The 23,655-nt window shown below is 50.6% G+C and carries 22 protein-coding genes; 9 read left to right on the top strand and 13 right to left on the bottom strand.

The window, feature by feature from the left end:
* Window positions 1-12 precede the first annotated feature (12 nt).
* The 4 genes from leuC to CIK95_RS11660 form a co-directional block, all read right to left on the bottom strand.
* A complete protein-coding gene (leuC, locus tag CIK95_RS11675) occupies window positions 13-1,413 on the bottom strand; it encodes a 3-isopropylmalate dehydratase large subunit (RefSeq protein ID WP_094384579.1) in 1,401 nt (466 codons plus the stop codon).
* A 38-nt stretch (window positions 1,414-1,451) separates the two neighbouring features.
* On the bottom strand, window positions 1,452-2,957 hold the full coding sequence (locus CIK95_RS11670) for a 2-isopropylmalate synthase (RefSeq protein ID WP_094467080.1): 1,506 nt from the start codon (window positions 2,955-2,957) through the stop codon (window positions 1,452-1,454).
* A 310-nt stretch (window positions 2,958-3,267) separates the two neighbouring features.
* Window positions 3,268-3,663 (bottom strand): hypothetical protein, encoded by a 396-nt coding sequence (locus tag CIK95_RS11665; RefSeq protein ID WP_094467079.1) that lies wholly within the window; start codon window positions 3,661-3,663, stop codon window positions 3,268-3,270.
* 73 nt (window positions 3,664-3,736) lie between these two features.
* Window positions 3,737-5,494 carry an alpha-L-rhamnosidase C-terminal domain-containing protein gene (locus CIK95_RS11660; RefSeq protein ID WP_094467078.1) on the bottom strand — a complete coding sequence of 586 codons (1,758 nt, stop codon included), beginning with the start codon at window positions 5,492-5,494 and terminating at the stop codon, window positions 3,737-3,739.
* Window positions 5,495-5,669: 175 nt separating this feature from the next.
* On the opposite strand from CIK95_RS11660, the gene CIK95_RS11655 reads away from it, so the two are divergent.
* Window positions 5,670-7,208, top strand: a complete 1,539-nt coding sequence (locus tag CIK95_RS11655) for a bifunctional GNAT family N-acetyltransferase/carbon-nitrogen hydrolase family protein (RefSeq protein ID WP_094389103.1) — start codon at window positions 5,670-5,672, stop codon at window positions 7,206-7,208.
* Window positions 7,209-7,442: 234 nt separating this feature from the next.
* On the opposite strand, the gene CIK95_RS11650 is transcribed toward CIK95_RS11655, so the two are convergent.
* Window positions 7,443-8,426, bottom strand: coding sequence for a hypothetical protein (locus tag CIK95_RS11650; RefSeq protein WP_144007826.1), 984 nt, complete (start codon window positions 8,424-8,426; stop codon window positions 7,443-7,445).
* 91 nt (window positions 8,427-8,517) lie between these two features.
* Here CIK95_RS11650 and CIK95_RS12965 point away from each other — a divergent pair, with 91 nt between their 5' ends.
* The 4 genes from CIK95_RS12965 to CIK95_RS13240 all read left to right on the top strand — a co-directional run bounded on the left by CIK95_RS12965 (window position 8,518) and on the right by CIK95_RS13240 (window position 11,993).
* On the top strand, window positions 8,518-8,712 hold the full coding sequence (locus tag CIK95_RS12965) for a hypothetical protein (RefSeq protein WP_144007825.1): 195 nt from the start codon (window positions 8,518-8,520) through the stop codon (window positions 8,710-8,712).
* A gap of 22 nt (window positions 8,713-8,734) precedes the next feature.
* The gene (locus tag CIK95_RS13505) at window positions 8,735-9,910 is read left to right on the top strand and encodes a helix-turn-helix domain-containing protein (RefSeq protein WP_254046071.1); all 1,176 of its coding nucleotides are present in this window, start codon (window positions 8,735-8,737) and stop codon (window positions 9,908-9,910) included.
* A gap of 464 nt (window positions 9,911-10,374) precedes the next feature.
* Window positions 10,375-11,442, top strand: a complete 1,068-nt coding sequence (locus CIK95_RS11635; protein WP_094467076.1) for a Fic family protein — start codon at window positions 10,375-10,377, stop codon at window positions 11,440-11,442.
* Window positions 11,443-11,837: 395 nt separating this feature from the next.
* Entirely contained in the window at window positions 11,838-11,993 is a 156-nt protein-coding gene (locus tag CIK95_RS13240; protein ID WP_158215136.1) for a hypothetical protein, read from the top strand.
* Between the two features lie 334 nt (window positions 11,994-12,327).
* Here CIK95_RS13240 and CIK95_RS11630 read toward each other — a convergent pair whose 3' ends face one another.
* The 7 genes from CIK95_RS11630 to alaS form a co-directional block, all read right to left on the bottom strand.
* Entirely contained in the window at window positions 12,328-12,936 is a 609-nt protein-coding gene (locus CIK95_RS11630) for a hypothetical protein (protein ID WP_144007824.1), read from the bottom strand.
* A gap of 16 nt (window positions 12,937-12,952) precedes the next feature.
* Window positions 12,953-13,309, bottom strand: a complete 357-nt coding sequence (locus tag CIK95_RS11625; RefSeq protein ID WP_144007823.1) for a hypothetical protein — start codon at window positions 13,307-13,309, stop codon at window positions 12,953-12,955.
* 201 nt (window positions 13,310-13,510) lie between these two features.
* Window positions 13,511-14,272: a hypothetical protein gene (locus CIK95_RS11620; RefSeq protein WP_022311239.1), complete on the bottom strand. Its 762-nt coding sequence runs from the start codon at window positions 14,270-14,272 to the stop codon at window positions 13,511-13,513.
* A gap of 8 nt (window positions 14,273-14,280) precedes the next feature.
* Entirely contained in the window at window positions 14,281-14,886 is a 606-nt protein-coding gene (locus CIK95_RS11615; RefSeq protein WP_094384599.1) for a hypothetical protein, read from the bottom strand.
* A 413-nt stretch (window positions 14,887-15,299) separates the two neighbouring features.
* Complete coding sequence (locus CIK95_RS11610; protein ID WP_144007822.1) at window positions 15,300-16,112, bottom strand: hypothetical protein; 813 nt, start codon at window positions 16,110-16,112, stop codon at window positions 15,300-15,302.
* An 8-nt stretch (window positions 16,113-16,120) separates the two neighbouring features.
* Window positions 16,121-16,726, bottom strand: coding sequence for a hypothetical protein (locus tag CIK95_RS11605; RefSeq protein ID WP_094467071.1), 606 nt, complete (start codon window positions 16,724-16,726; stop codon window positions 16,121-16,123).
* Between the two features lie 541 nt (window positions 16,727-17,267).
* Window positions 17,268-19,889: an alanine--tRNA ligase gene (gene alaS, locus CIK95_RS11600; RefSeq protein WP_094467070.1), complete on the bottom strand. Its 2,622-nt coding sequence runs from the start codon at window positions 19,887-19,889 to the stop codon at window positions 17,268-17,270.
* Between the two features lie 112 nt (window positions 19,890-20,001).
* On the opposite strand from alaS, the gene CIK95_RS11595 reads away from it, so the two are divergent.
* From CIK95_RS11595 to CIK95_RS11585, 3 genes are all read left to right on the top strand, one after another.
* Window positions 20,002-20,349: a MerR family transcriptional regulator gene (locus CIK95_RS11595; RefSeq protein WP_022310239.1), complete on the top strand. Its 348-nt coding sequence runs from the start codon at window positions 20,002-20,004 to the stop codon at window positions 20,347-20,349.
* Window positions 20,350-20,586: 237 nt separating this feature from the next.
* Complete coding sequence (locus tag CIK95_RS11590; protein ID WP_094467069.1) at window positions 20,587-20,832, top strand: hypothetical protein; 246 nt, start codon at window positions 20,587-20,589, stop codon at window positions 20,830-20,832.
* 962 nt (window positions 20,833-21,794) lie between these two features.
* Complete coding sequence (locus tag CIK95_RS11585) at window positions 21,795-23,033, top strand: serpin family protein (protein ID WP_094467068.1); 1,239 nt, start codon at window positions 21,795-21,797, stop codon at window positions 23,031-23,033.
* Window positions 23,034-23,217: 184 nt separating this feature from the next.
* Here CIK95_RS11585 and CIK95_RS13590 read toward each other — a convergent pair whose 3' ends face one another.
* Complete coding sequence (locus tag CIK95_RS13590) at window positions 23,218-23,517, bottom strand: ACT domain-containing protein (protein WP_256387377.1); 300 nt, start codon at window positions 23,515-23,517, stop codon at window positions 23,218-23,220.
* Between CIK95_RS13590 and CIK95_RS13585 the strand changes: the two genes are divergently transcribed.
* Window positions 23,482-23,610 (top strand): hypothetical protein, encoded by a 129-nt coding sequence (locus tag CIK95_RS13585; RefSeq protein WP_256387376.1) that lies wholly within the window; start codon window positions 23,482-23,484, stop codon window positions 23,608-23,610. The genes CIK95_RS13590 and CIK95_RS13585 overlap by 36 nt on opposite strands.
* The last annotated feature ends 45 nt before the right edge of the window (window positions 23,611-23,655 follow it).

The raw sequence follows: 23,655 nt of genomic DNA, 5'->3' as shown, positions 1-23,655 counted from the left end.
TATTATATACACTCACACGGTCATCAGCTCTCGCGGGTCGGCTATCGTGCCGGTGATGGCAGCCGCAGCCGCTACCAGCGGACTTGCCAGTATCGTGCGTGCTCCGCGTCCTTGCCGACCCTCAAAGTTACGGTTGCTGGTCGAGACGGCGTATTTGCCTTCGCCCACGCGGTCGTCGTTCATGGCGAGACAAGCCGAGCACCCCGGCTGGCGTATCTCGAAGCCCGCCTCGCGCAGCGTCACGTCGATGCCCTCGGCCTCTATTTCTCTCATCACGCGCCACGAGCCAGGCACCAGCCACGCCACCACGTCGGGGTGACGCTTGCGGCCCTTGACGATAGAGGCGAAGGCGCGGAAGTCTTCCACCCTGCCGTTGGTGCAGGCTCCGAGGAAGACATAGTCTATCTTGTGACCCAGCAGCCGTTCGCCCGGCGCGAACCCCATGTATCGCAGTGCCTTGGCAAACGATGCCCGGCCCTCGCTCTCGATGCTCTCCAGGGTGGGGATGTGGCCCGTGACGGCGATACCCATACCCGGGTTGGTGCCATAGGTGATGCGCGGCTCTATGCAGGCGGCGTCAAAGTGGTATTCGCGGTCGAAGACGGCATCGTCGTCGCTCTTGAGCGTCTGCCAGTAAGCCACAGCCCTGTCCCAGGCGTCGCCCGTGGGAGCGAAGTCGCGCCCCTTGACATACGCCATCGTCACCTCGTCGGGGGCGACTATTCCGCCGCGCGCCCCCATCTCGATTGACAGGTTGCAGAGCGTCAGCCTGCCCTCCATCGACAGTCTGCGCACCGCCTCGCCGGCGTATTCGACGAAGTAGCCCGTAGCTCCCGAGGTGGAGAGCTGGCTCATGAGATAGAGCGCCATGTCCTTGGCGGTGACGCCCTTGCCCAGACAGCCGTCGATGGTGATGCGCATGGTCTTGGGCTTCTGCTGGAGCACACACTGCGAAGCCATGACCATCTCGACCTCGCTCGTGCCGATGCCGAAAGCCACCGCCCCCATGGCGCCATGGGTGCTGGTGTGGGAGTCGCCACATACGATGGTCATACCGGGCAGCGAGAGCCCCTTCTCGGGACCCACCACATGGATGATGCCATTGTCGGGGTGCATCACACCGTAGTAGGGCAGCCCAAACTCAGCCGCATTGCGCTCGAGGGTCTCCACCTGAGTCCGCGATACAGGGTCGGCTATCGGCTTGTCCTGGTCGTGTGTGGGGATGTTGTGGTCGGGCATGCAGTAGATTTGTCCGGGACGGAAGCACTGCAGTCCCCGTTGGCGGAGGCTGTCGAAAGCCTGCGGCGAGGTGACCTCGTGACAGTAGAGTCTGTCGATATACAGTTGGGTGGGGCCGTCGGCAATCTGCTGTACCACGTGGCTGTCCCAAATCTTGTCAAATAGCGTGTTCATTGTATTCTCTGTATTGAAAGGTTGTGCTCTGGCTACAGTCAGCCAGCGGTCTTGAACTTGTTGATGCAGTCTATATAGGCGTCGACCGAAGCGGTGACGATGTCGGTGTTGGCTCCGAAGCCGTAGTAGAGATGTCCGTCGTGCTCTACCTGCATGTGTACCTTGCCCACATCGTCGCTGCCCTTGTTGATGGCCTGGATGGTAAACTCGCGGAGCGTCATCTGCTTGAGTATTATCTTCTTGAGCGCCTTGATGGCAGCGTCTACGGGGCCGTTGCCGGTCGAGGCTTCTTCAAACTTCTGTCCAGAGATGTCGATGCCTATGCTGGCGACGCTTCTCACGCCCATGCCGGTGGTAACCTGCAGGAAGTCGAGCTTGATGGCGTGGGAGTCCTTGCGGTCAGCACCCGCCAGCATCAGCACATCATCGTCGGTTACCTCCTTCTTCTTGTCGGCCAGACGGAGGAACCGCTCGTAGACCTTGTCCAGCTTCCCAGGGTCGTCGTAGTCTATGCCCAGCACGCTCAGACGGTGCTTGAGGGCAGCTCTGCCACTGCGGGCGGTGAGCACTATCGACGTGTCGTCGACGCCCACATCCTTGGGGTCTATAATCTCATAGGTACTCACGTTCTTGAGCACTCCGTCCTGGTGGATGCCACTGGAGTGGGCAAAGGCGTTGCGCCCCACGATGGCCTTGTTGGCCTGGACGGGCATATTCATCAGACTGCTCACCATGCGGCTGGTGGCGCTGATGCGGCGCGTATTGATGTTGGTCTCGATGCCCATCTGGCGATGACACTTGAGTATCATGGCTATCTCTTCGAGGGCGGTGTTGCCGGCGCGTTCGCCTATGCCGTTGACGGTCACCTCGACCTGGCGCGCGCCGTTCTGCACACCGCTCAGGGTGTTGGCTGTGGCCATGCCCAAGTCGTTGTGGCAGTGGGTCGAGATGATGGCGCGGTCTATGTGGTCCACGTGCTCCATGAGATACTTGATTTTGCGGCCATACTCTTCGGGCAGACAGTAGCCGGTGGTGTCGGGGATGTTGACCACCGTGGCTCCCGCCTTGATGACAGCCTCGACCACGCGGGCGAGATACTCATTGTCGGTGCGGCCGGCGTCTTCGGCGTAGAATTCCACATCCTCTACATAGCGCTTGGCATACTTTACCGCCGCCACAGCACGCTCCAGTATCTCTTCGCGGTTGCTGTTGAACTTGTACTGGATGTGCTCGTCGCTGGTGCCTATACCTGTGTGGATGCGCTTGTGGCGGGCGTAGCTCAGGGCGTCGGCTGCCACGTCTATGTCTTTCTCCACGGCGCGTGTCAGCGCACATATCGTGGGCCAGGTCACTGCCTTTGAAATCTCTATCACCGAGTTGAAGTCGCCGGGACTTGATACCGGGAAGCCTGCTTCAATGACATCGACGCCGAGTTGCTCCAACTGGCGCGCCACCTGTATCTTCTCGACGGTGTTGAGCTGGCATCCGGGAACCTGCTCGCCGTCTCTCAGGGTGGTGTCGAATACAAATAATCTCTCGCTCATAACTCTACTTGTTTTTATACTTGCTTTTACCGTTGGTTTGGGTTGTCCTGAAAATGAAAAAGCCTTTCTCACTTGTAAGTGGAAAGGCTCTGTCTCTCGATGGATGCTTTATTATCATGTTGCCACGCACGCCTCTTCACCTACAACTATCGGCTGTAGAATAATTAGGCTGCTAATAATAATAGTATTCATCATCTGTGTAATGGATTACGTTTAACCAATTGCAAAGTTAAAGAATAAAATCAATAATGCAAACAATTCGGCGTCTTTTTTATCAAAATAATTATAAATTGTTATCATTTGTGACTTCTTAGACCATTTCTGTGACTTTCGCGGCGTGCGCTGCAGCGGTCGGTTTTATTATAAAAGACAGCGCTTTAGTCGCCAAAGTCGGCGCAGTCAATGCCATCATGCCCGCGATGACGGATAATCTTGTTTCGTGGCTTGATTTCATGGTTTCGTGGTAGGAAATCATCGTTGCAAAGCCCGAAACCACTATTTCGTGCTTTGCCGTCAGGATGTAGACGCACTCGGACAAAGCAGAAGCCTGGAGAGACGGCGCTGATGTCATCTCTCCAGGCTTCTGGGTGGTCTCGGCTTTTGCCAAGATAGTCTCGGGCGTTGTAAAGTTGGTCTCGGCTCTTGCCAAGATAGTCTCGGGAGTTGCCAGGTTAGTCTCGGGCGTTGCCAAGATAGTCTCGGGCATTGTAAAGTTGATCTCGGGCTCTTGCCAAGATAGTCTCGGGCGTTGCCGCGGTGGTGGGCAGCGGGGTGGGGGCTTATCTGTCGGTGATGACCTTGACGCCGCGCGGCTTGGCGAGGATGGTGGTCTTGATGTGGCCGCCGGCGGTGCGCTCGTGCCTTACCTTGACGGCGCCATAGGGGGTGGGGTAGGAGCCCTCGGCCCAGTCGAGATGACCCAGATGCGGTCGTATGCGCAGGGCGCGGCAACCCGGTTGGACTACCTCAAACCCCAGCACGTGGCGCGACAGCCAGGCGGTGGGACCTGAAGCCCAGCCATGACACAGACTGCCACGGAAGCCCGGGTAGCAGTAGGCTCCGAAGTCGCCATGTACATTCTTGCGCGCGGGGTCGCCTATCTCGTCGATGCGGTTGGCATTGCTGCCCCACGCCGGGTCATAGTCTTCCCAGAAGGTGGTGGCTCCGAGGTCGAGCATGCCGCCCCAGTATCGGCTGATGGCGTCGAGCGCGTCGTCGTAGCGGCCCGCGCGTGCCAGGGCTTCGAGCATATAGTAGCCATAGAAGGTGGAGAAGCCGTCGATGCCGTGCATATAGCGCTCAGCCATGTCGCCGGCGTCCATGCAGCCCGCTATCACCATGAGCGCAGCCGCCTGCCGCAGCTTTTTGGGGGTGGCGATGTGGCTGCTGATGCGTCGGGCCACGGCGCGACACTTGTCCTCTCGTGCCGAGTCGCCGAGGATGCGGCAGAGCTTGGCTGCGGCATCCATGCTCCACACCGTGAGTGCCTGGACGCCGATGCGCACGCCCGCCTTGTCGGCACTCGACGGCCAGTCGAGGAAGACGTTGGCGCGGAAGCGGCCCACGCTGTCGACCGTAAGGTCTATCTGGTCTACGAGCTGGGTGATATAGTCGCGGTGGCGCTCCAGCAGCGCTCTGTCGGCATGGTGCATCCACCAGTCGTGCTGTATGATGAGATACCAGAGCGAATAGGCGGGAATGTTGTTGAGCCAGCGGGGCAGCTGGAACTCACTGCAGGCGAAGTCGAGCGACCTCGGCACCACGTCGGAGTAGCCGAAGACGGCGTTGATGGTGGCCACCTCAGGGTGCATGTCGCCTATCCACACCAGGCGGTCGCGCTTGATGCCATCCCAGAGAAACTCCTGCATGCACAGCTGTACGGTGTAGGCTCCTGTGAGCCAGATAGAGTCGAGCCTGCTGTCGCTGCAACTGAACGAACCCACGTAGGGGAGGTCGCGATAGCGGAAGATGGCGGCAGCCTCCTTGACGGCTACGGTGACGCCGGTGCGCAGCAGGTCGATGCGCACAAATCGGAAGCCCGTGTTGCCTATCTCCATCTGTCCGTCGCGTGGTATCTCGACCACGATGTCGCGCTTGGCGTGGTCGTCGGTGGAATAGCCCACGCAGGGCTTGGTGTTGCGGGTGTCGCTCATACACTCCTGCACCGACTCGCCGAAGCGTATGCGCACGAGCGAAGGCTCGGGGCGGCTGCTGCTGCCCAGGGTGAGGCGGAGTCCGCCGTGGAGCTCGCGCCCATAGTCGAGCGTGATAGAGGCGGTGTCGCCCTCGGCATTAGAGAGCAGGCACATGCCGTTGCGGCCCAGTTCGGTCTGGCCGTTGGTGATGCGGGTGAGCACGTCGGGGCGGGTGGCGCCGTGGCTCTGCATCACCCTCACCGGGGCGAGGTAGACACGCGTGATGGCGTCGGCGCGCATGCGGGCGGCGTCGGTCTGGGCGAAAACGGGGGGAAGAGCGGGCTGGGCCATCAGCGTGACGGCGCAGCAGAGGGTGGATAGCAGGATAACGATGCGATGCATAGTGGTGGTCTTAGTGGTAGTTGATGGATGCAAAGTTACGCAAAAACCCACTAACAGCCAATATAAACGTCCAAAAATAACCCCGACGGGCGTTAAAACCATTGAAATTGCGATATATGTGGTGGTTTTTTGCTACTTTTGCACCGTTAATATCATCAAGGTAAATAGTGTTTTTATGGAAACGACTCACAAAATCAATAAAGTGGAACTGCGCAACCTGCGTATGGAAGACTATGACCAGCTGGCCAAATCGTTCAAGCGCATCTATGCCGACCACGATGTCTTCTGGACCCACGAGCAGATCAAGACGCTCATTACCATCTTCCCCGAGGGTCAGGTGGTGATAGTGGTCGACGACAAGATTGTAGGCTGTGCCCTCTCGATTATCGTAGACTATAATATGGTAAAGGGCGACCACACCTATGCCAAGGTGACGGGCAACGAGACCTTCAACACCCACAACCCGCAAGGCAACATCCTCTACGGCATCGAGGTGTTTATCCATCCTGACTATCGCGGGCTGCGACTCGGACGCCGCATGTATGAATACCGCAAGGAACTCTGTGAGAAGCTCAATCTGAAGGCCATTATGTTTGGCGGTCGCATACCCAACTACTACAAGTATGCCGACACCATGCGCCCGAAGGAATATATAGAGAAGGTACGTTCGCGCGAGATCTACGACCCGGTGCTTACGTTCCAGTTGTCCAATGATTTCCACGTGCGCCGCGTCATCCGCAACTATCTGCCCAATGACGAGGAGTCCAAGCACTGTGCCACGCTGCTCCAGTGGGACAACATCTACTACCAGCCTGCCACCGACTCGTATGTGGAGAAACGGCCTACGGTGAGACTGGGTCTGGTGCAGTGGCAGATGCGTCCCTACAAGGATCTGGACGACCTCTTCGAGCAGGTGGAGTTCTTCGTCGACTCGGTGAGCGACTACAAGAGCGACTTCGTGCTCTTCCCTGAATACTTCAACGCACCCCTTATGGCGCGCTTCAATGATATGGGCGAGGCGCAGTCCATACGCGGACTGGCGCAGTATACCGAGAAGATACGCGACCGCTTCGTCGAGCTTGCCATCAGTTACAACATCAACATCATCACCGGCAGTATGCCCTTTGTCAAGGCCGACGGCGGTCTCTACAATGTGGGCTTCCTCTGCCGCCGTGACGGTTCGTATGACATGTATGAGAAGATACATGTGACTCCCGACGAGCAGAAGAGCTGGGGCTTGAGCCGCGGCGACGAGGTCAAGACCTTTGACACCGACTGTGGCCGCATCGGCATCCTAATCTGCTACGATGTAGAGTTCCCCGAACTCTCGCGCCTCATGGCCGAGGAGGGCATGCAGATACTCTTCGTGCCCTTCAACACCGATACGCAGAATGCCTATGCGCGTGTGAAGGTCTGTGCCCAGGCTCGCGCCGTGGAGAACGAGTGTTATGTCGCCATTGCGGGTAGTGTGGGCAACCTGCCCCGTGTGCACAACATGGACATCCAGTATGCTCAGTCGGCTGTGTTTACCCCCTGCGACTTTGCCTTCCCCACCGACGGTAAGGGAGCCATGGCTACGCCTGGCACGGAGCAGATACTGGTGGCCGACTGTGACCTGACGCTGCTCAACGAGCTGCATACCTATGGCAGCGTGCGCAATCTGCGCGACCGTCGCAAAGACCTCTACGAGCTGCGTATGAAGAAGGAGAAGTAGGATAACCGCTTTAAGAATAATGGAAAAGGGCATGGTCATGAGACTGTGCCCTTTTGCATGGGCGCTACCGCCGATGCCGCTCTCGACGGTTTCCCATTCCAGAGGGATGCGCTGCCGCCCATTGGCAAGGGATGTAGGCGGTGGAGGGGTGGCTTGGTTGTGTGTATGGGCTGCCAATAGCACTGCGTTGAGCGTGCAGAAAGGCGTGGCATCGAACGATGAGTTGCCCTTACATTATTTGTTCCATATCTCACAAACCTTGCCGTTCTTGAATACGATGGTTTCCAATCCTGTGCCGTACTCCCAAATGTCCATGTCATCGTAGGCGTTGGTCTTTGACGCCGACTGGTTGGGATAACCTATTGATAATGCTACCATCTCTTTGGTAAAACCTATCTTTACGTCACCACTAAGAATCTGTTTCCATCGGGTAATGCCGTATTTGTGAGCATACTTGACGCCATCTGATTTTGTAAAGAATGGCAAGTCACCAATACTGATGTAATGACGACCTTGTGCTCTGCTCATATCAAATGTATATGTCTTGTTTCTGCCGTCCTTGAATACCAGATAAGGGGTACCGTTGATGACTTTTATCGTATCAACCCGCCCATAGCTGTTGTTCTCGTCTACGACCCATTCGTTGTTGCGATATCTGTCCATCATGTCTACATAGTGGGCATAGCTCTTTTGCCCCCATAGCGTATGGAGGCTTATGGATAGTGTGTCTCCGACCATCTTGAGTTTATGTCGGATGCCACCTTCACCAAGCCAAGTGTCGACAATCTGCCAGACTCCATCTTTGCCTTCTATTATCCATCGACTCTTGTCTCTTGCCTTGGCAATAGATTCATAATATCCAACAGCCATAACAGGTTTGACGCCACTGCCGAAGAAATCAAAGCTACATTCATCACCATTGTCACATCTCTTCATTTGAAAAGTCTGTGGTGCCTTGAACCCGGTTATCTCGAAATATGTAAACAATGGGGCATCATAGGTTTTGTTGTCCCATCCATACCGCAATACTCCCTTGTTCTGATACAGTATTACCTTCTGCCCGATATACTTTTCAGGGTGGATGGTAGAAATGTCAGTAGAGTCGTACTGATACACAGGCTTTCTTTCCGAGGGCAAAGTGTCACCTGGGATTACTTTCACCTGGGCAGTAATCATGCACGGGGTCATGAGAAGGAGTAGGGATAGTAATTGTTTCATAGTGTTGTAACTTATAAAGTTGCCATTGGCAGGGTGTGATGGTTTGTATTTGGATGTAAAGGTAATCATTTTGGACTGAATTGCGATAGAAATGAGCCTGTTATTTGTTTTTGGGCGTTCCTTTATGGCGATTTTTACGATTACACTCGTATTTGTCATCAACTCGCGGCTGCAAGGTATCGCCCGAGAGCCAGGTTTGCCGAAAACATTAAAAATAAATGGTCATTTGCGATGGCTGTTTGGGTTGTTTTTTCTAATTTTGCATGTTGGGACATATAAAGAATGACTTAATTAACTACATAGGTAACATGGACAAACTATATCTACTTCAGTTCGCCTGCTTCGTCTTCATGCTGATGAGCGCTGGTTATCTCGGGCTCAGCAGTCTGCATGTGCACTGGCGCAACCGTCGTTTTGAGCGGTCGCGGTGGATGCTGTTTCTGGCGTTACTGGTATTGGGCGCACACTATCTGCTGCAGATGGTGATGAAAATCAGGGTCACGGGCGACGACCTCGGGGCTGTGGTCAACATGCTGGTCTACACGCCGTGCTTCATGCTGATTTCCAAGGCTATATACAATGTCGAGGCGACACAGCTGTTCAGCCGCCGCATGACGGTGGTTTGCTCGGCTATCTACCTGATTATCCTGGCTGTCTTCGGCATCGGCTATTGGCGTGCGGGCAGCTTCCACATCGGGCTGTGGCTCTACGTCATGCTCTTCTTCTATGTCATCGGCAACGTGTACTGCGTGGGTGTCATCCTGCGCGAGATGTTGCGTCGCCGGCGCATGCTGGAGACGATGGCAGCCTCTGACATAATGCCCTACGTGCGCTACTCGCGAGCCAGCGTCTTCATCGTCTGCGTGTCTGCGCTTGCCATACCGGCAGCCATCCTTTCCACCACCTTATTATATATAATAGGCCCGCTGGGGCTGCTGGCCTTCCTGTTCTTTATCGTCAACTTCATCTCGCTCGGCAACAGCTATGTGCCCACCGACGAACTCTTGGACAGCGAGGAGGAGAAAGACGCTGAGCCAGAGGCTGTCGCCGTGGCTGTGGAGAAGACCCAGACGGTGGCTGTGGAGAAGACCGTGGCGGGCGAGACCATTGCCGACGACCGGCATGCTATGCTCTCTGCCGAGCGATGCACCCTTATCCAGCAGCGGCTCGACGACTGGTGTGCCAACATGGGCTACAAGGACAGCGCAGCCAACCTGCTGACCCTCTCGCGCAGCGTGGGCATCTCTAAGAGGGACCTCACCCAGTATTTTGACCAGTGTCAGCACAGCACCTTCCGCGTATGGCTTAGCGGAATACGTTTTCAGGTGGCGAAGGATATGATGCGCGAATATCCTGACTATAGCAACGACGCCATCTCTGCCGAGTGTGGTTTCTCTGCGCGCACCCAGCTCTACCGCATCTTCAAAGCCAAGGAGGGATGTACCCCTACGGCGTGGCGCGACGGTCTGTCGAAACGGCAGTAAGCCGAGAGCCGACAGCCCAATGGTTCCTATACCCCCCACCTATCGAATATAAACAGTATAGTGTATCAGTAATATACAGACACACGTGAACGTTTTGGAAATCTATTAAGGGCAGTTAAGGCAAACTGAAATAGGAAACAATAAAACGAATAGTATATTCAGCAGAAGGTATATAGATTTGTGTATTGTTATCTATGGATAGCAAATATGAAAATCTTGTTTTGTCAGATTACTCATTATAATATATACGCACACGCACGATACATTGCATCACCAAAACAAAGTACCACAAAAATGCCGGATGAAATAGCACAAGAATAACGAATAATGCTAAAAAAGGTTATTAGAATACACCTTTTTATGTGTTATATTGCTATTGTTTGAGGGAAATTTTTGTAACTTTACACCCGATAAAGGTTGATGACATACACCTTTTAATGTGATTTCTTGCAAAAAGCGCATATATGAAAAAAATAGAAGATGTAATGAATGAGTGGAACGCTTTGCAGCCTTTGTCTGATAGAGACAGAGAGATGCTTAGCCGTCGATTCACAATTGATTTCAACTATAACAGCAACCACATTGAGGGTAATACACTGACTTATGGACAGACAGAGATCTTGCTCATGTTCGGAAAGATTGTTGGCGAGGCTGATGTTCGTGATGTACACGAAATGACTGCCAGCAATGTTGGTCTAAAAATGATGAAGGAGGAGGCTCTACTTAAAGAGACTCCTTTGACGCAGCATTTTATACGAACATTACATAAGACCCTCTTGCGTGAGGATTACACAGTATATCGCACACTGCCTGGAGGTGTTCAGACGAGCTACGTCATTCATGCCGGGCAATACAAAACTCGTCCCAATTCCGTCATTACTCGTTATGGTGACCAATTCGAGTATGCAACGCCTGAAGAGACTCCTGCTTTGATGAGCGATTTGGTAGATTGGTACAACGATGCAGAAAGATCGGGAAAGTTCACTCCAATAGAGCTTGCCGCAATATTCCACTATCGCTACATTCGTATTCATCCATTTGAAGATGGCAATGGACGTATTGCTCGATTGATGGTCAATTACATCCTCACTCGCCATGATTACCCTATGATAGTAGTGCGTAGCCGTAAGAAAAAAGAATATTTAGAGGCATTGCATCGTACAGACCTGACTGTCGGTGCAGCACCTTCACTTGGCGCATATGCTTCAAAGCGTGACATCCAACAGTTTCTTACTTATTTTGCGAATCTCTTTATTGACGAGGTATCATACGACATACAGTTCCTGACTGAGCGCGGAGATAATGTATGGTGGTTTGATGGCGAACGTGTAAAATTCCGTAGTGCAACCACCAGCATAATACTGAATCGCATGTATGAGCAGCCGAATAGCACTATACCTCAATTGGCAGAGGCTGCCGGTATCAGTCTTACAGCGGTAAATAAGCAATTGCGACTCCTTACAGACAAAGGCTATATAGCTCGTACAGAGAAAGATAATTCTTGGAGGCTAATTATCACCCCATCAGTATAAAACACAAATCATGTATAAACGTATGATTCAAGGAAATACTTGGCATGAATACTCAAACGAACTGAAGCGCTTCTTGTGTGATGTCGCAAAATCATGGTGGGCATGGTATTTGTTCTACCCATTAGGTGTGTTTCCTCTATAAATAGTATATTTTTATCCAACTGGTGTAAAATGGGTTTTATATATGTTTGGGATAAACGGACAGCCCTTTCTGCGTGGCGAAAAGGGCTTTTTCGGTCAAAATGGGTGTAGCCTTTCTGCCAGAGCTACACCCAAAATAACGCAAAGCCACACCTAAAACGGCAAAGCTACACGCCATTCTCGTTTCTTCTTCCTACTTTTGTGCCGCAAATGTAACACTTGAGTAATAAATAATGAATTAAACCTTAGTAATTATGGAGAAGAAAAATTATCAGAAACCCGCCGTCCAAGTCATCAACATCGGAACAGTAGCGATTATGGCTGCGTCAACTGAGACCATTTCTTTCGCCAAGCCAGAAGATTATGACAACGTAAAGCCAGATGAGAATGGATGGATTTGGGCTGATTAGCCAACCCACAGCCTTGTCGTAGTACAGCGCAAGGCCCAATGGACACAAGGTATGGCTCCTGGGACTATGGCAAGGCGTTGCCCCAAGAGCCGAAGATACTTTTGATTGACGGAGTAACAAAAAAAGTGGCAGCCGGAATGAGCTGCCACTTGCGTTATATGTACTCAGGAGATGTCTGCTTACAGATTGGCTAACCCAAAGCCTTGTCGTAGAACAGCGCAAGGCACAATGGACACAAGGTACGGCCCCTGGGACAATGGCAAGGCGCTGCCCTAAGAGCCGAAGATACCTTTGACCCCAAACGGCCTAATGACCGATTTGGGTTAAAATAATTCTATGGTACGAAACTTGGGTTAGGACAGGTGAATCTATTATTTGATTTCTCAAATATTGGTAAGAACAGGGTGTCTGGCCTTGTATTTACTATTAACTTATCATCCTTTCTGTCTATATAGATAGACCGGAAAATATAATTATAAAGTTCACCATCAACGACATATCCATTGCTTTGTATATAAATATCTTGTACATTTTTGTATTTTTTCTTGTACTCTTCAAAGCCTTCTTTATAGTACAGGTCTCTATCGCTGATGGAGTCAAAGCATATCACACATTTCCCATGTAACCATAGTGTATCCAATTTTTCTCGTCGCCCATAAAGAGGACGGTACCCTGGCCCTAAGATGAGACCCTTCAACACAATACTATCATTCCGAGACAGCAAGATGGGACGACTCAAGACAATGGTATCGTATTTAGGGTGCCGTTTTATATAGTCATTTATGATACTAATAATCGAGTCGTTCTGTTTTATTTCAGTTAGCTCTATGCCATCTCCGCAAATATGCTTAAATTCTACCAAAGTAGGTTTACAACCAACCAATAGCATCATCACAAATGCAAAAAGCAAAGTCAATAAAACTCTCAAAGGCCTTTTAGACATATTCTTACTCTTCCACTTAATAGATTTGCGCTCCATTCCTAACCAATTCTATTTCTCTATCATTATAAATAAATCCTCGTGTATATCCGTCATGCCCCACGATAAGAACAGGTAGTCCTCCCATTTTTTCTGAGAGTGAACCATCTGCGTATGATGCACGCTCATCGTGCGACCATGCGTAGTCTTTCTCCGCCAAGGCATCCACTGCGTTCCATCGTCCCGTCACGGGGGCGTAGTGGCGGGCACCGTGGTCGTACCAGTCGAGGCCATGGGGGCGGGCAAGCTCTTTGCCTATGTATTTGTAGGGTTGGGTAGCGTGATTACTCTCTCTGCTTCCGGCAATGGCGAAAGCAGAGAGGCTCAGTATGGTCATGAGCCCCAACAGCATTATGACAATCTGGCGGCGCATGGACTGGGGTTAAGATGTTTACATTGCAAATATAATAATAATGTACACACGCGCAAAGGAAATCGGGGGAAAAGTGATGGCTGGGGAAGAAAAACGTATGATACTGCCTGCCCGAGGCCAAAGCTACTCATCCGCGTCATGGAAATCATAATCTTTATAGAGACTCTACTCCCAGTTACACCAATTTATTCCAATGCGCTTGACAAAGGATTTTCCACTGCTGTCATGATCCAGGTTCAACAAAATAGTATCATAGAATAGGGGAATGAATGCTTCTTTATCTAAAAACGGTCTGTGTCCTATCTCATATTTAGTATACCACGTATTCCCTTCGGTTCCGGCACGCATTATAAGCATGTGTTTTACTGGGTATTTGTCATCCCATACAAAACCTAACTCCGAAGCAATATTGGCACAATATACACCAGCCTGCAGATCGTCCGTGTCACAGAACTTTCCCTCTACGCTTCCTGCGAGTAGGTCGAACAGTTCATCTTCCCCAGAGCGGTCGAAAATCAATGTGTCTGTCTTATTGGTTAGTATGGCATAATCTGCTCGGTCATACCTATCTTGTATGTCTATCTTGAACTTGCTTTTATAGCGTTTCTTCAATTCTTTCGTCGTTAAATTCTGCAGCGAGTTGTTATAGTAGTATTTGCGATTGTCGGTGACGACAACCATAGTATCTTTCACAATACCAACAAGGTACAATCCCAACGAACGTGCCAGAACTGCATATTCAAAGGAGTCGTATTTCGGAAAGATACGCACCCCTATTTTGGAATGATAGCACATAGTATCGCATGAATAATAAGGGCCTTGTGAAAACAGGAGAGTGTCTTTTTCACATGGCGGGTGTGGCGTGAATCCCCACAAATTGCTGATACCAGCAACCAATAGTGTGATTAATAAAAATGAGTATCTCATAATGAATACTATTTGAAAGTTGTCATATATATATCTTCATTTATTATTTCGTTTTGATCTTTATCTAAGACAATTTCATGGAATAGACTTTTTGAACTATTCATGGGAATGTCGTATTTTGAGTACCAAATGCGTTCGTCATTTTTGAGGGGGCGTATAATGACATGGGATATTTTATCAAAGTCGATTTTGAACGACAGGCTGAAAAAATACATCAGCTTGGAAACGTTGCTTGGAAAATAAATAAATGTGCATGATAAGCAACGACCATTTGATATTCCTCTTTGCAAACTGTAGCTGGACTTGTTGTCGTTTTTCTTGAATATCAAAGTGTCTGTTTTGTTGACTACATGTACATACCGTGTCTTCCCCTGCTTTTTCTTGATACATTTATAGTATGGGCTCTTGAAATGCTTGAAGTTGACATCGCAGAATGCATCATTAGAAAAAAGAGCAGGGGCATCGGTGATGACGAGAAGAGTGTCTTTCAACTTCCCTACAAGGTATAATCTTCTTTCGTGTGCCAAGCACGCAGTTATGACATCATCTCTTTGTGGATAGATTTTTTGTCCGCATATCACTTTCTTGCCTACGATGAGCGTGTCGTTGTACATACTGTCCACTTCACACTCCTTTACAGTAGCGGCAAATATATCTGCGATGCATATATTCGCGCATAAAAGTATAAAAGTTATAAGCCTATACATATTATCTACTTTTGAGATTAAGAATTTTATTTATTGGTCGGGTAAAGTGGGCACCCAGTCTTTTTCCTTTTCCATAAGAGTAATGTATTTGTAGGGTTGGGTAGCGTGGTCACTCTCTCTGCTTCCGGCAATGGCGAAAGCAGGGAGGCTCAGAGTGGTCATGAGCCCCAACAGCATTATGACAATCAGGCGGCGAATGGTCAGGGGTTAAGATGTTTACATTGCAAATATAATAATAATGTACACACGCGCAAAGGAAATCGGGGGAAAGTGATGGCTGGGGGAGAAAATCGTATGATGTAGCCTGCACGAGGACAAAGCTACTCATCCGCGTCATGGAAGTCATAATCTTTATAGAGACTCTCCTCCCTGCGAAACCAACTTATTCTAATGCGCTTGACAAAGGATTTTCCACTGCTGTCATGATCCAGGTTCAAAAAGATAGTATTATAGAATAGGGGAGTGGATGCTCCTAGAAATTTATCTATATACCGTCTGTGTCCTATCTCATATTTATCATACCACGTATTCCCCTCGTCGGTTCCGGCACACATTATAACCATGTGTTTTACTGGGTATTTGTCATCCCATACAAAACCTAATTCCGAAGCAATATTGGCACAATAAACACCAGCCTGCAGATTGTCCGTGTCACAGAATTTTCCCTCTACGCTTCCAGTGGTTAGGCTGAACACTCCATCATCCATATAGCGGCCGAAAATCAATGTGTCTGTCTTATTGGTTAGTATTGCATAATTTGCGGGGCCACTCGTTTCTTCCATGTATATCTTGAACTTGCTTCTATAGCGTTTCTTCAATTCTTTCGTCGTTAAATTCTGCAGCGAGTTGTTATAGAAGTATTTGCGATTGTCGGTGATGACAACCATTGTATCTTTCACAATACCAACAAGGTATAATCCCAACGAACGTGCCAGAACTGCATATTCAAAGGAGTCGTACTTCGGAAAGATACGCACCCCTATTTTGGAATGATAGCAAATAGTATCTCCTGAAAGATAAGGGCCTTGTGCAAGCAGGAGAGTGTCTTTTTCACATGGCGGGTGTGGCGTGAATCCCCACAAATTGCTGATACCAGCAACCAATAGTGTGATTAATAAAAATGAGTATCTCATAATGAATACTATTTGAAGGTTGTTATATATGGATTTATATCTATTATCTCGTTTTGATCTTTATCTAAGACAATTTCATGGAATAGGCTTTTTGAACTATTCATGGGAATGTCGTATTTTGAGTACCAAATGCGTTCGTCATTTTTGAGGGGGCGTATAATGACATGGGATATTTTATCAGAGTCGATTTTGAACGGCTGGCTGAAAAACTCCTCCAGAAGGGAAACGTGGTCTGGCAAATCAGTAAATGTGCATGATATGGAAAGACCTTTTGATATTCCTCTTTGCAAACTGTAGCTGGACTTGCTGTCGTTTTTCTTGAATATCAAAGTGTCTGTTTCGTTGACTACATGTACATACCGTGTCTTCCCCTGCTTTTTCTTGATACATTTATAGTATGGGGACTTGAAATGCTTGAAGTTGACATCGCAGAATGCATCATTAGAAAAGAGAGCGGGGTCATCGGTGATGACGAGAAGAGTGTCTTTCAACTTCCCTACAAGGTATAATCTTTTTTCGTGTGCCAAGCACGCAGTTATGACATCATCTCTTTGTGGATAGATTTTTTGCCCGCATATCACTTTCTTGCCTACGATGAGCGTGTCGTTGTACATACTGTCCACTTCACACTCCTTTACAGTAGCGGCAAATATATCTGCGATGCATATATTCGCGCATAAAAGTATAAAAGTTATAAGCCTATACATATTATCTACTTTTGAGATTAAGAATTTTATTTATTGGTCGGGTAAAGTGGGCACCCAGTCTTTTTCCTTTTCCATAAGAGTAATGTATTTGTAGGGTTGGGTAGCGTGGTCACTCTCTCTGCTTCCGGCAATGGCGAAAGCAGGGAGGCTCAGAGTGGTCATGAGCCCCAACAGCATTATGACAATCAGGCGGCGAATGGTCAGGGGTTAAGATGTTTACATTGCAAATATAATAATAATGTACACACGCGCAAAGGAAATCGGGGGAAAAGTGATGGCTGGGGGCGAAAATAATATGCTGAAGCCTGCCGCGTCCCGATGTAGTCAAGCAAGAGCAAAAACCAAGCAAGCCCTAATGACCGATTTGGCTTTGACAAACGGAGTAACAAAAAAAGTGGCAGCCGGAATGGGCTGCCACTTGCGTTATATGTACTCAGGAGATGTCTGCTTACAGATTGGCCAACTCGATAACCTTGTCTACAGCGGCAGAGATACCGTCGAGGTTCTTGCCACCAGCCTGGGCGTAGTGGGGCTGACCACCGCCACCACCCTGGATGAGGCGGGCGGCTTCGCGTACCATCTTGCCGGCGTTGAGGTCATGGCTGCTCACCATGTCGTCGCTCAGCATCACAGAGAGCATAGGCTTCTCGTTGGCGGTAGAGCCGATGACGCAGAGCAGATTTTCGGGCAGAGCCTCGCGGATCTTGAACACCAGATCCTTGGCTGCCGATGGCTCGAAGGGGATGACCGCCTTGATGACGTTGACACCATTGACGACGCTGGCCTTCTCTACCAGAGTCTTCGCCATGCGCTCTACAGCCTGGGCACGGAATGCCTCGATGTCCTTCTTCATGGCGTCGTGCTCCTCGATATATTTGGCGATGACGCCCTGCAGGTCTTTGGCATTGTTGAAGAGAGCCTTAATCTGGCGCATGCTGTCTTCGAGAGCGTAGTAAGCCTCTTCACAAGTCTTGCCAGTAAGTGCCTCGATACGGCGGATGCCGGCGGCTACCGAGCTTTCGCTGACAATCTTGAACATACCGATGCGGCCGGTGCTCTGGGCGTGGATACCACCACAGAACTCGCATGAGGGACCGAAACGGACCACGCGTACGCGGTCGCCATACTTCTCGCCGAAGAGGGCGATGGCTCCCAGTTCCTTGGCTTCCTCCATGGGGGTGTCGCGATGCTCGTCGAGAGGGATGTCCTGGCGTATCATGTCGTTGACAAGACGCTCAACCTGACGCAGTTCGTCATCAGTAACCTTCTGGAAGTGAGAGAAGTCGAAACGCAGCGTATTGGCACTGACATACGAGCCCTTCTGCTCTACGTGGTCGCCCAGTACCTGCTTGAGCGCATAGTCGAGCAGGTGGGTAGCGGTATGGTTGGCAGCACTGCCGGCACGTTTGTCGGTGTCGACACATGCCATAAACTGTGCGTTGATATTCTTGGGGAGAGCCTTGACGATGTGGATAGACTGGTTGTTCTCGCGCTTGGTGTCGATTACCTCTACAGTCTCGTCCTCGCTTACCAGCACGCCGGTGTCGCCCACCTGGCCACCCATCTCACCATAGAAGGGTGTATAGTCGAGCACCAGCTCGTAGAAGGTGTTCTTCTTCTGAGTCACCTTGCGGTAGCGCAGGATGTGACATTCGTATTCGGTGTAGTCGTAACCCACAAACTGCTGGTTGCCTTCGGCCACGTCGACCCAGTCGCCATTCTCTACGGCAGCGGCATTGCGGGCGCGCTCTTTCTGCTTCTGCATCTCGGCGTCAAACTGCTCTTCGTCGACGGTGAAACCGTGTTCACGACAGATGAGCTGGGTGAGGTCGAGGGGGAAACCATAGGTATCGAAGAGTCGGAATGCCTGAACGCCGTCGAGCTGGTTCTTGCCCTCAGCCTTGAGCTGGTCCATGGCGTTCTGGAGCATGTTGATACCCTTCTCGAGCGTGCGGAGGAACGAGTCTTCCTCTTCCTTCATCACGCGGGCGATGAGCTCGCGCTGTGCGGGCAGCTCGGGGAAGGCGTCGCCCATCTCCTGGATGAGCACGGGCAGCAGACGGTAGATGAATGCCTCTTTCTGTCCGAGGAAGGTATAGGCATAGCGGATGGCACGGCGCAGGATGCGGCGGATGACGTAGCCAGCCTTGGCATTGGACGGCAGCTGACCGTCGGCGATAGAGAAGGCCACGGCACGCAGGTGGTCGGCCACTACGCGCATAGCCACGTCGGTCTCTTCGCTCTCACCGTATTTCTTGCCGGTGATGCGCTCTTCCTCCTTGATGATGGGCTGGAAGATGTCGGTATCGTAGTTGGAGTGCTTGCCCTGCATCATGCGCACCAGACGCTCGAAGCCCATACCGGTATCGATGACGTTCATAGCCAGCGGCTCAAGCGAACCGTCGGCCTTGCGGTTGAACTGCATGAACACGATGTTCCATATCTCGATGACCTGTGGGTCGTCCTTGTTGACAAGGTCGCGGCCGGGCACGTCGCCACGCTGGTCCAGGGGACGAGAGTCTACGTGAATCTCGCTACAGGGGCCGCAGGGGCCGGTATCGCCCATCTCCCAGAAGTTGTCGTGCTTGTTGCCGTTGATGATGTGGTCGGCGGGCACGTGCTTGAGCCAGTAACGGGCAGCCTCTTCGTCGCGGGGGATATTCTCTTCGGGTGAGCCCTCGAAGACGGTGACATAGAGGTCGTTGGGGTCGAGATGCAGCACGTCGACGAGATACTCCCACGCATAGTCGATGGCACCCTCCTTGAAGTAGTCGCCGAAGCTCCAGTTGCCCAGCATCTCAAACATGGTGTGGTGGTAGGTGTCGTGGCCAACCTCCTCGAGGTCGTTGTGCTTGCCGCTTACGCGCAGACACTTCTGCGTGTCGGCCCGGCGGCGTGGCTCGGGGTCCTTGGTACCCAGTATGATATCTTTCCACTGGTTCATACCGGCATTGGTAAACATCAGCGTAGGGTCGTCCTTGATTACCATCGGGGCCGACGGAACGATAACGTGTCCTTTAGACTCGAAGAATTTTTTGTACGAGTCGCGGATTTCTTTAGCTGTCATCATCTTTATTTTGCTTTTTATTATGCTTAATATTCAACATTTTATGAAAACACTTGCAAAGTTACCAAGTTTTGAGTATTTTTGCAAGAAATTGGAATAAAAAGCTACAAGTAAGATGCTTAAAAAGGACAAGGAACTGAAATTGTACTACTCCATCAAGGAAGTGGCCCAGCAGTTGGGGGTCAACGAGAGCACGCTGAGATACTGGGAGAAGGAGTTCCCACAGCTCAAGCCGAAGACCCAGGCGCTCAACAAGGTGCGCCAGTATACCGCCGAGGATATGGAGTTGCTCAAGACGATATACAATCTGGTCAAGGTGCGTGGCTTCAAGCTCGCCGCCGCCCGCAAGATGCTCAACGAAAACCGCCGGGGCGCCGACCGCAGCAGCGAGGTGCTCGAGACGCTCATCTCCGTGCGCTCGCAGTTGCAGGAGCTGAAGCGCCAGCTCGGAGGAATGGTCTGAGCGGCGAGAGAGGGTACACCTTATTATATTATAATGACACAGCCGCCCATTACGGGCGCACAGATACAGCCAGGGCTGGACGCTACCACCGTGTAGGGTCCAGCCCTGGTCGTAGATGGGGGCAACTCTGAACCGAAGGTCACCGGTGCGGAGCGGAAAGGAAACGGAGTTGCGATTAGCCGTAGGCGTTACCTGCAGCAGGACATAATATATAGGATGATATAAATACAAAAAGCCATGGCGGCTGTTGTCGGCTTCGCCTTTTTGTTGACGGCGGTGACGCCAGTTGGAAAACGAGTTTTCCTCCTTGTCATCACCACCATCCCCAGCGCCATGCGACGCATGGCGACAACAGCCGGCATGGTAAAAAAAGCGGCCGTTGGCCGTTCAAAAAGTCCGCCGTTGGCGGTAAAAAAACAACTGCTTGTATGGTTCTTCGAAGAGAGCAATGAAGAAGAGGTGTTATATATCGACAAGAAATAAGCTAATCACTTTTTCTACCGGCGCAAGCCGGACTTTTTTTACCGCCAACGGCGGACTTTTTGTATCTTCTTATGCGAGTATATCCAGAGAATATCGAAGCGCACGAGACACACATGACGCCTACGGCTAAGCGCAACTCCTACAGAGTAGCTATAATAGTGGTGTCAGCTACCCAGGGTAGCGTGCTTCGCCCGCAACCCTGGGCTGGGGAATCGCAACTCCTTTACCTTTCCGCTCCGCGCCGGTGACCTGCGGTTCAGAGTTGCCGCTGCTTGGGAACTTGCTGCTATGTGGTTTGTTAGGATTAAGATGGTGGGTTATGGGCAATCAGAGTATCAGACCTGTGGCTTAACCCAACCCAAATCCACTCTTCTAAAGTAAAATCCATGCAAGCCTTAATGACCGATTTGGGATAAAGCACAGCATTTCAATTACCCTTATAAGTCATGATGTTTCAGCATTTTGTCTTTTTTTTCGTCACAGAATGAATTTTTCTGCTTTTTTTTTGTGGTTTCTCTTATTATTCATATCTTTACAGCCGTAAAAGCCTACAAACGCTATTAGTATAACCATAGTTCTCTAACACATCACGATATACCAGACCACGCTGCCCAAAGGAGGAAGCCAAACACCTGAAACGTTGGACTAAACTCAAAATGACATCATTATGACAAAGAAAGCAAAAATCTATCTGCTTCTGCCCTTGTTGGCCTTCTTGGCATCGTGCAGCAGCACCTGTTCGTGATAGACGGCTGCAAGTATCCTTGTAGTGTATGAGAAAGCAGGGCTTACAAACGAGATTATGCTTGCCAGGGCAATTTCGGATGAAATCTAAGTTTCCATCCATTAGGTTCGGATGCTGATGATACCTATTATGTGATAGGTAATATTCTTGGATATCACACAAACTGGAGATACTTCAAATTAGAGAAATAATATTAACTGATAAATATCAAGCGATTATGAGAAAGATGATTTCTATGTTTGCCATTTCGGCGCTATTGGTGTCGATGGCAAGTTGCACCGACGACAAGGGAAACGGCGGTGGAAATGATGTGGATCTGAAGCCCATACCGCTGGCATACAGCCAGGTGCAGCAGACCGAGTTTGCACAGCAGAGCAACAAGTTTGCCAACAAGTTGATGGCCTTGCTCTCGGCCGACCCAGAGAAGCAGGGTGAGAACGTGTGCGTGGCTCCCATGAGCATGCAGTATGTGCTCTCGATGCTGGCCAATGGCGTTGACGATGTTGCGGCGAAAGAGATAGTGGAAGCCTTGGGGTATGACGATATAGAGAGTCTGAACCAGGAGAATCTGGCTATGCTCAACAAGTTGGGCGAAGATGACCAATACGTCAAGATAGGCCTAAACAACAGCGCCTGGTTGGACAAGAAATATACCTATCGGTCTGGGTTTAAGAGCACGATGGATCAGTATTACAAGGCAAACCTGAGCGTGGTGGATATTCGCAACAATCCCAAAGCAATGCAGCAACGGGTTGACGCATGGGCTAAGGAAAGCACGAAAGGACTTATCACCAGTTTCCCTTTGAGTATAGACAATCTAACAGAATTCATTGTAGTAAATGCAAACTATTTTGACGGTAAATGGTCCAATCCTTTCAATGCCGCCGAATCCAAAGCCCTTCCATTCTATGGCCTTGATGGCAACCAACGCAACGTGATGACCATGTGCAACACGGAAGAGGTGAACCACTATCAAGACGACTCGCTGCAGATGGTGGAAATGCCTTACGGACAGGGCTATTACAGCATGATGGTGGTGATGCCCAAGAAGTCGGAATACCTGAACGATATTATTGAGAAAGCCGACTGGTGGGGATGGCACAACCAGATGACCAAGGGCATGGCTATCATTCGGCTTCCACGCTTCTCGGCAGAGGCCAGTTGGAAGAACATTATGCGCGCGATGGAATCTTTGGGTATGCCCTCACTTGACTGGGCTGGAATTCCTAAAATTATTAATGAATATAATAATACTGTCATTGACCTCATCGCCCACAAGGTGGCCATCCATGTAAATGAGAATGGCACAAAGGCAGCAGGTGTGTCGGCAGGGGTTGGCATCGACGGCGCTATGACTCCTATGCCCAATCTCTCCTTCGACCACCCCTTCATCTACGCCGTCCGCGAGAACACCACGGGTGCCATCCTCTTTATGGGTAAGGTGGTAAAGCTGTAAAAGGTAATAGACAATGAGATAAGACGGCATGGCTGCCGCAGCCCCGTCTGCACAGTACTCGCCCCCATAGGTCAGCCCTACGGCTCCGCCTATGGGGGCTTGCCGAATAAAAAGGTAAGACCCGATGGCGAGTCTTACCTTGCTATATCCTGTGTGCGTGTCTGTGGCTGGCGCGTCGGCAGTCTCAGTTGATGCGCATCACCTCCTGTATACCATCCACTTTCTTGATCCGGTCCATGATGGGTTTGACATCACTACGGTCGTGGACGCGAAGCTCTATCGAACCGTCGAAGATGCCCTCGTCGGCGGTGACAGTGAAGCGTTGGATGTTGATGTCGAGATCGTCGGTGATGACCTTGGCCACATCGAAGTTCATACCCTTGCGGTCGATCCTCTTGATTTCGACGGTCGCGGCCAGTACAATCTTGCCTTCTGTTTTCAGGAAGGACTGGGGGTAGACCAGAGCGACGACGAGGCTGCCCACTGGTATCGGCTCGCTGCCGAACAGGGCGAGAGCGCTGCTCAGTGCAATCTGGGCATCTGCTATGATAGACATTGCAATAATGGTCATGGATAGTCGTGTCTGTGATGATGGTTGCTGGCTCGTAACGTAAGGTACGAG

It is taken from the genome of Prevotella sp. P5-108 (assembly GCF_002251385.1).
Lineage (GTDB): Bacteria > Bacteroidota > Bacteroidia > Bacteroidales > Bacteroidaceae > Prevotella.
This window is presented reverse-complemented; position numbering and strand designations above follow the sequence as displayed.

Coding starts and splice junctions, on each gene's coding strand:
- CIK95_RS11595 (WP_022310239.1), top strand. CDS start 20,002: ATGCTTAAAAAGGACAAGGAACTGAAATTGTACTACTCCATCAAGGAA.
- CIK95_RS11665 (WP_094467079.1), bottom strand. CDS start 3,663: ATGCCCGAGACTATCTTGGCAACGCCCGAGACTAACCTGGCAACTCCC.
- CIK95_RS11610 (WP_144007822.1), bottom strand. CDS start 16,112: ATGAGATACTCATTTTTATTAATCACACTATTGGTTGCTGGTATCAGC.
- CIK95_RS11655 (WP_094389103.1), top strand. CDS start 5,670: ATGGAAACGACTCACAAAATCAATAAAGTGGAACTGCGCAACCTGCGT.
- CIK95_RS13240 (WP_158215136.1), top strand. CDS start 11,838: ATGGAGAAGAAAAATTATCAGAAACCCGCCGTCCAAGTCATCAACATC.
- CIK95_RS11590 (WP_094467069.1), top strand. CDS start 20,587: ATGGCGGCTGTTGTCGGCTTCGCCTTTTTGTTGACGGCGGTGACGCCA.
- CIK95_RS11660 (WP_094467078.1), bottom strand. CDS start 5,494: ATGCATCGCATCGTTATCCTGCTATCCACCCTCTGCTGCGCCGTCACG.
- CIK95_RS11635 (WP_094467076.1), top strand. CDS start 10,375: ATGAAAAAAATAGAAGATGTAATGAATGAGTGGAACGCTTTGCAGCCT.
- alaS (WP_094467070.1), bottom strand. CDS start 19,889: ATGATGACAGCTAAAGAAATCCGCGACTCGTACAAAAAATTCTTCGAG.
- CIK95_RS13505 (WP_254046071.1), top strand. CDS start 8,735: ATGGACAAACTATATCTACTTCAGTTCGCCTGCTTCGTCTTCATGCTG.
- CIK95_RS11605 (WP_094467071.1), bottom strand. CDS start 16,726: ATGTACAACGACACGCTCATCGTAGGCAAGAAAGTGATATGCGGGCAA.
- leuC (WP_094384579.1), bottom strand. CDS start 1,413: ATGAACACGCTATTTGACAAGATTTGGGACAGCCACGTGGTACAGCAG.
- CIK95_RS11625 (WP_144007823.1), bottom strand. CDS start 13,309: ATGACCATACTGAGCCTCTCTGCTTTCGCCATTGCCGGAAGCAGAGAG.
- CIK95_RS11620 (WP_022311239.1), bottom strand. CDS start 14,272: ATGAGATACTCATTTTTATTAATCACACTATTGGTTGCTGGTATCAGC.
- CIK95_RS11670 (WP_094467080.1), bottom strand. CDS start 2,957: ATGAGCGAGAGATTATTTGTATTCGACACCACCCTGAGAGACGGCGAG.
- CIK95_RS12965 (WP_144007825.1), top strand. CDS start 8,518: ATGAGCCTGTTATTTGTTTTTGGGCGTTCCTTTATGGCGATTTTTACG.
- CIK95_RS11585 (WP_094467068.1), top strand. CDS start 21,795: ATGAGAAAGATGATTTCTATGTTTGCCATTTCGGCGCTATTGGTGTCG.
- CIK95_RS11650 (WP_144007826.1), bottom strand. CDS start 8,426: ATGAAACAATTACTATCCCTACTCCTTCTCATGACCCCGTGCATGATT.
- CIK95_RS11615 (WP_094384599.1), bottom strand. CDS start 14,886: ATGTACAACGACACGCTCATCGTAGGCAAGAAAGTGATATGCGGACAA.
- CIK95_RS11630 (WP_144007824.1), bottom strand. CDS start 12,936: ATGTCTAAAAGGCCTTTGAGAGTTTTATTGACTTTGCTTTTTGCATTT.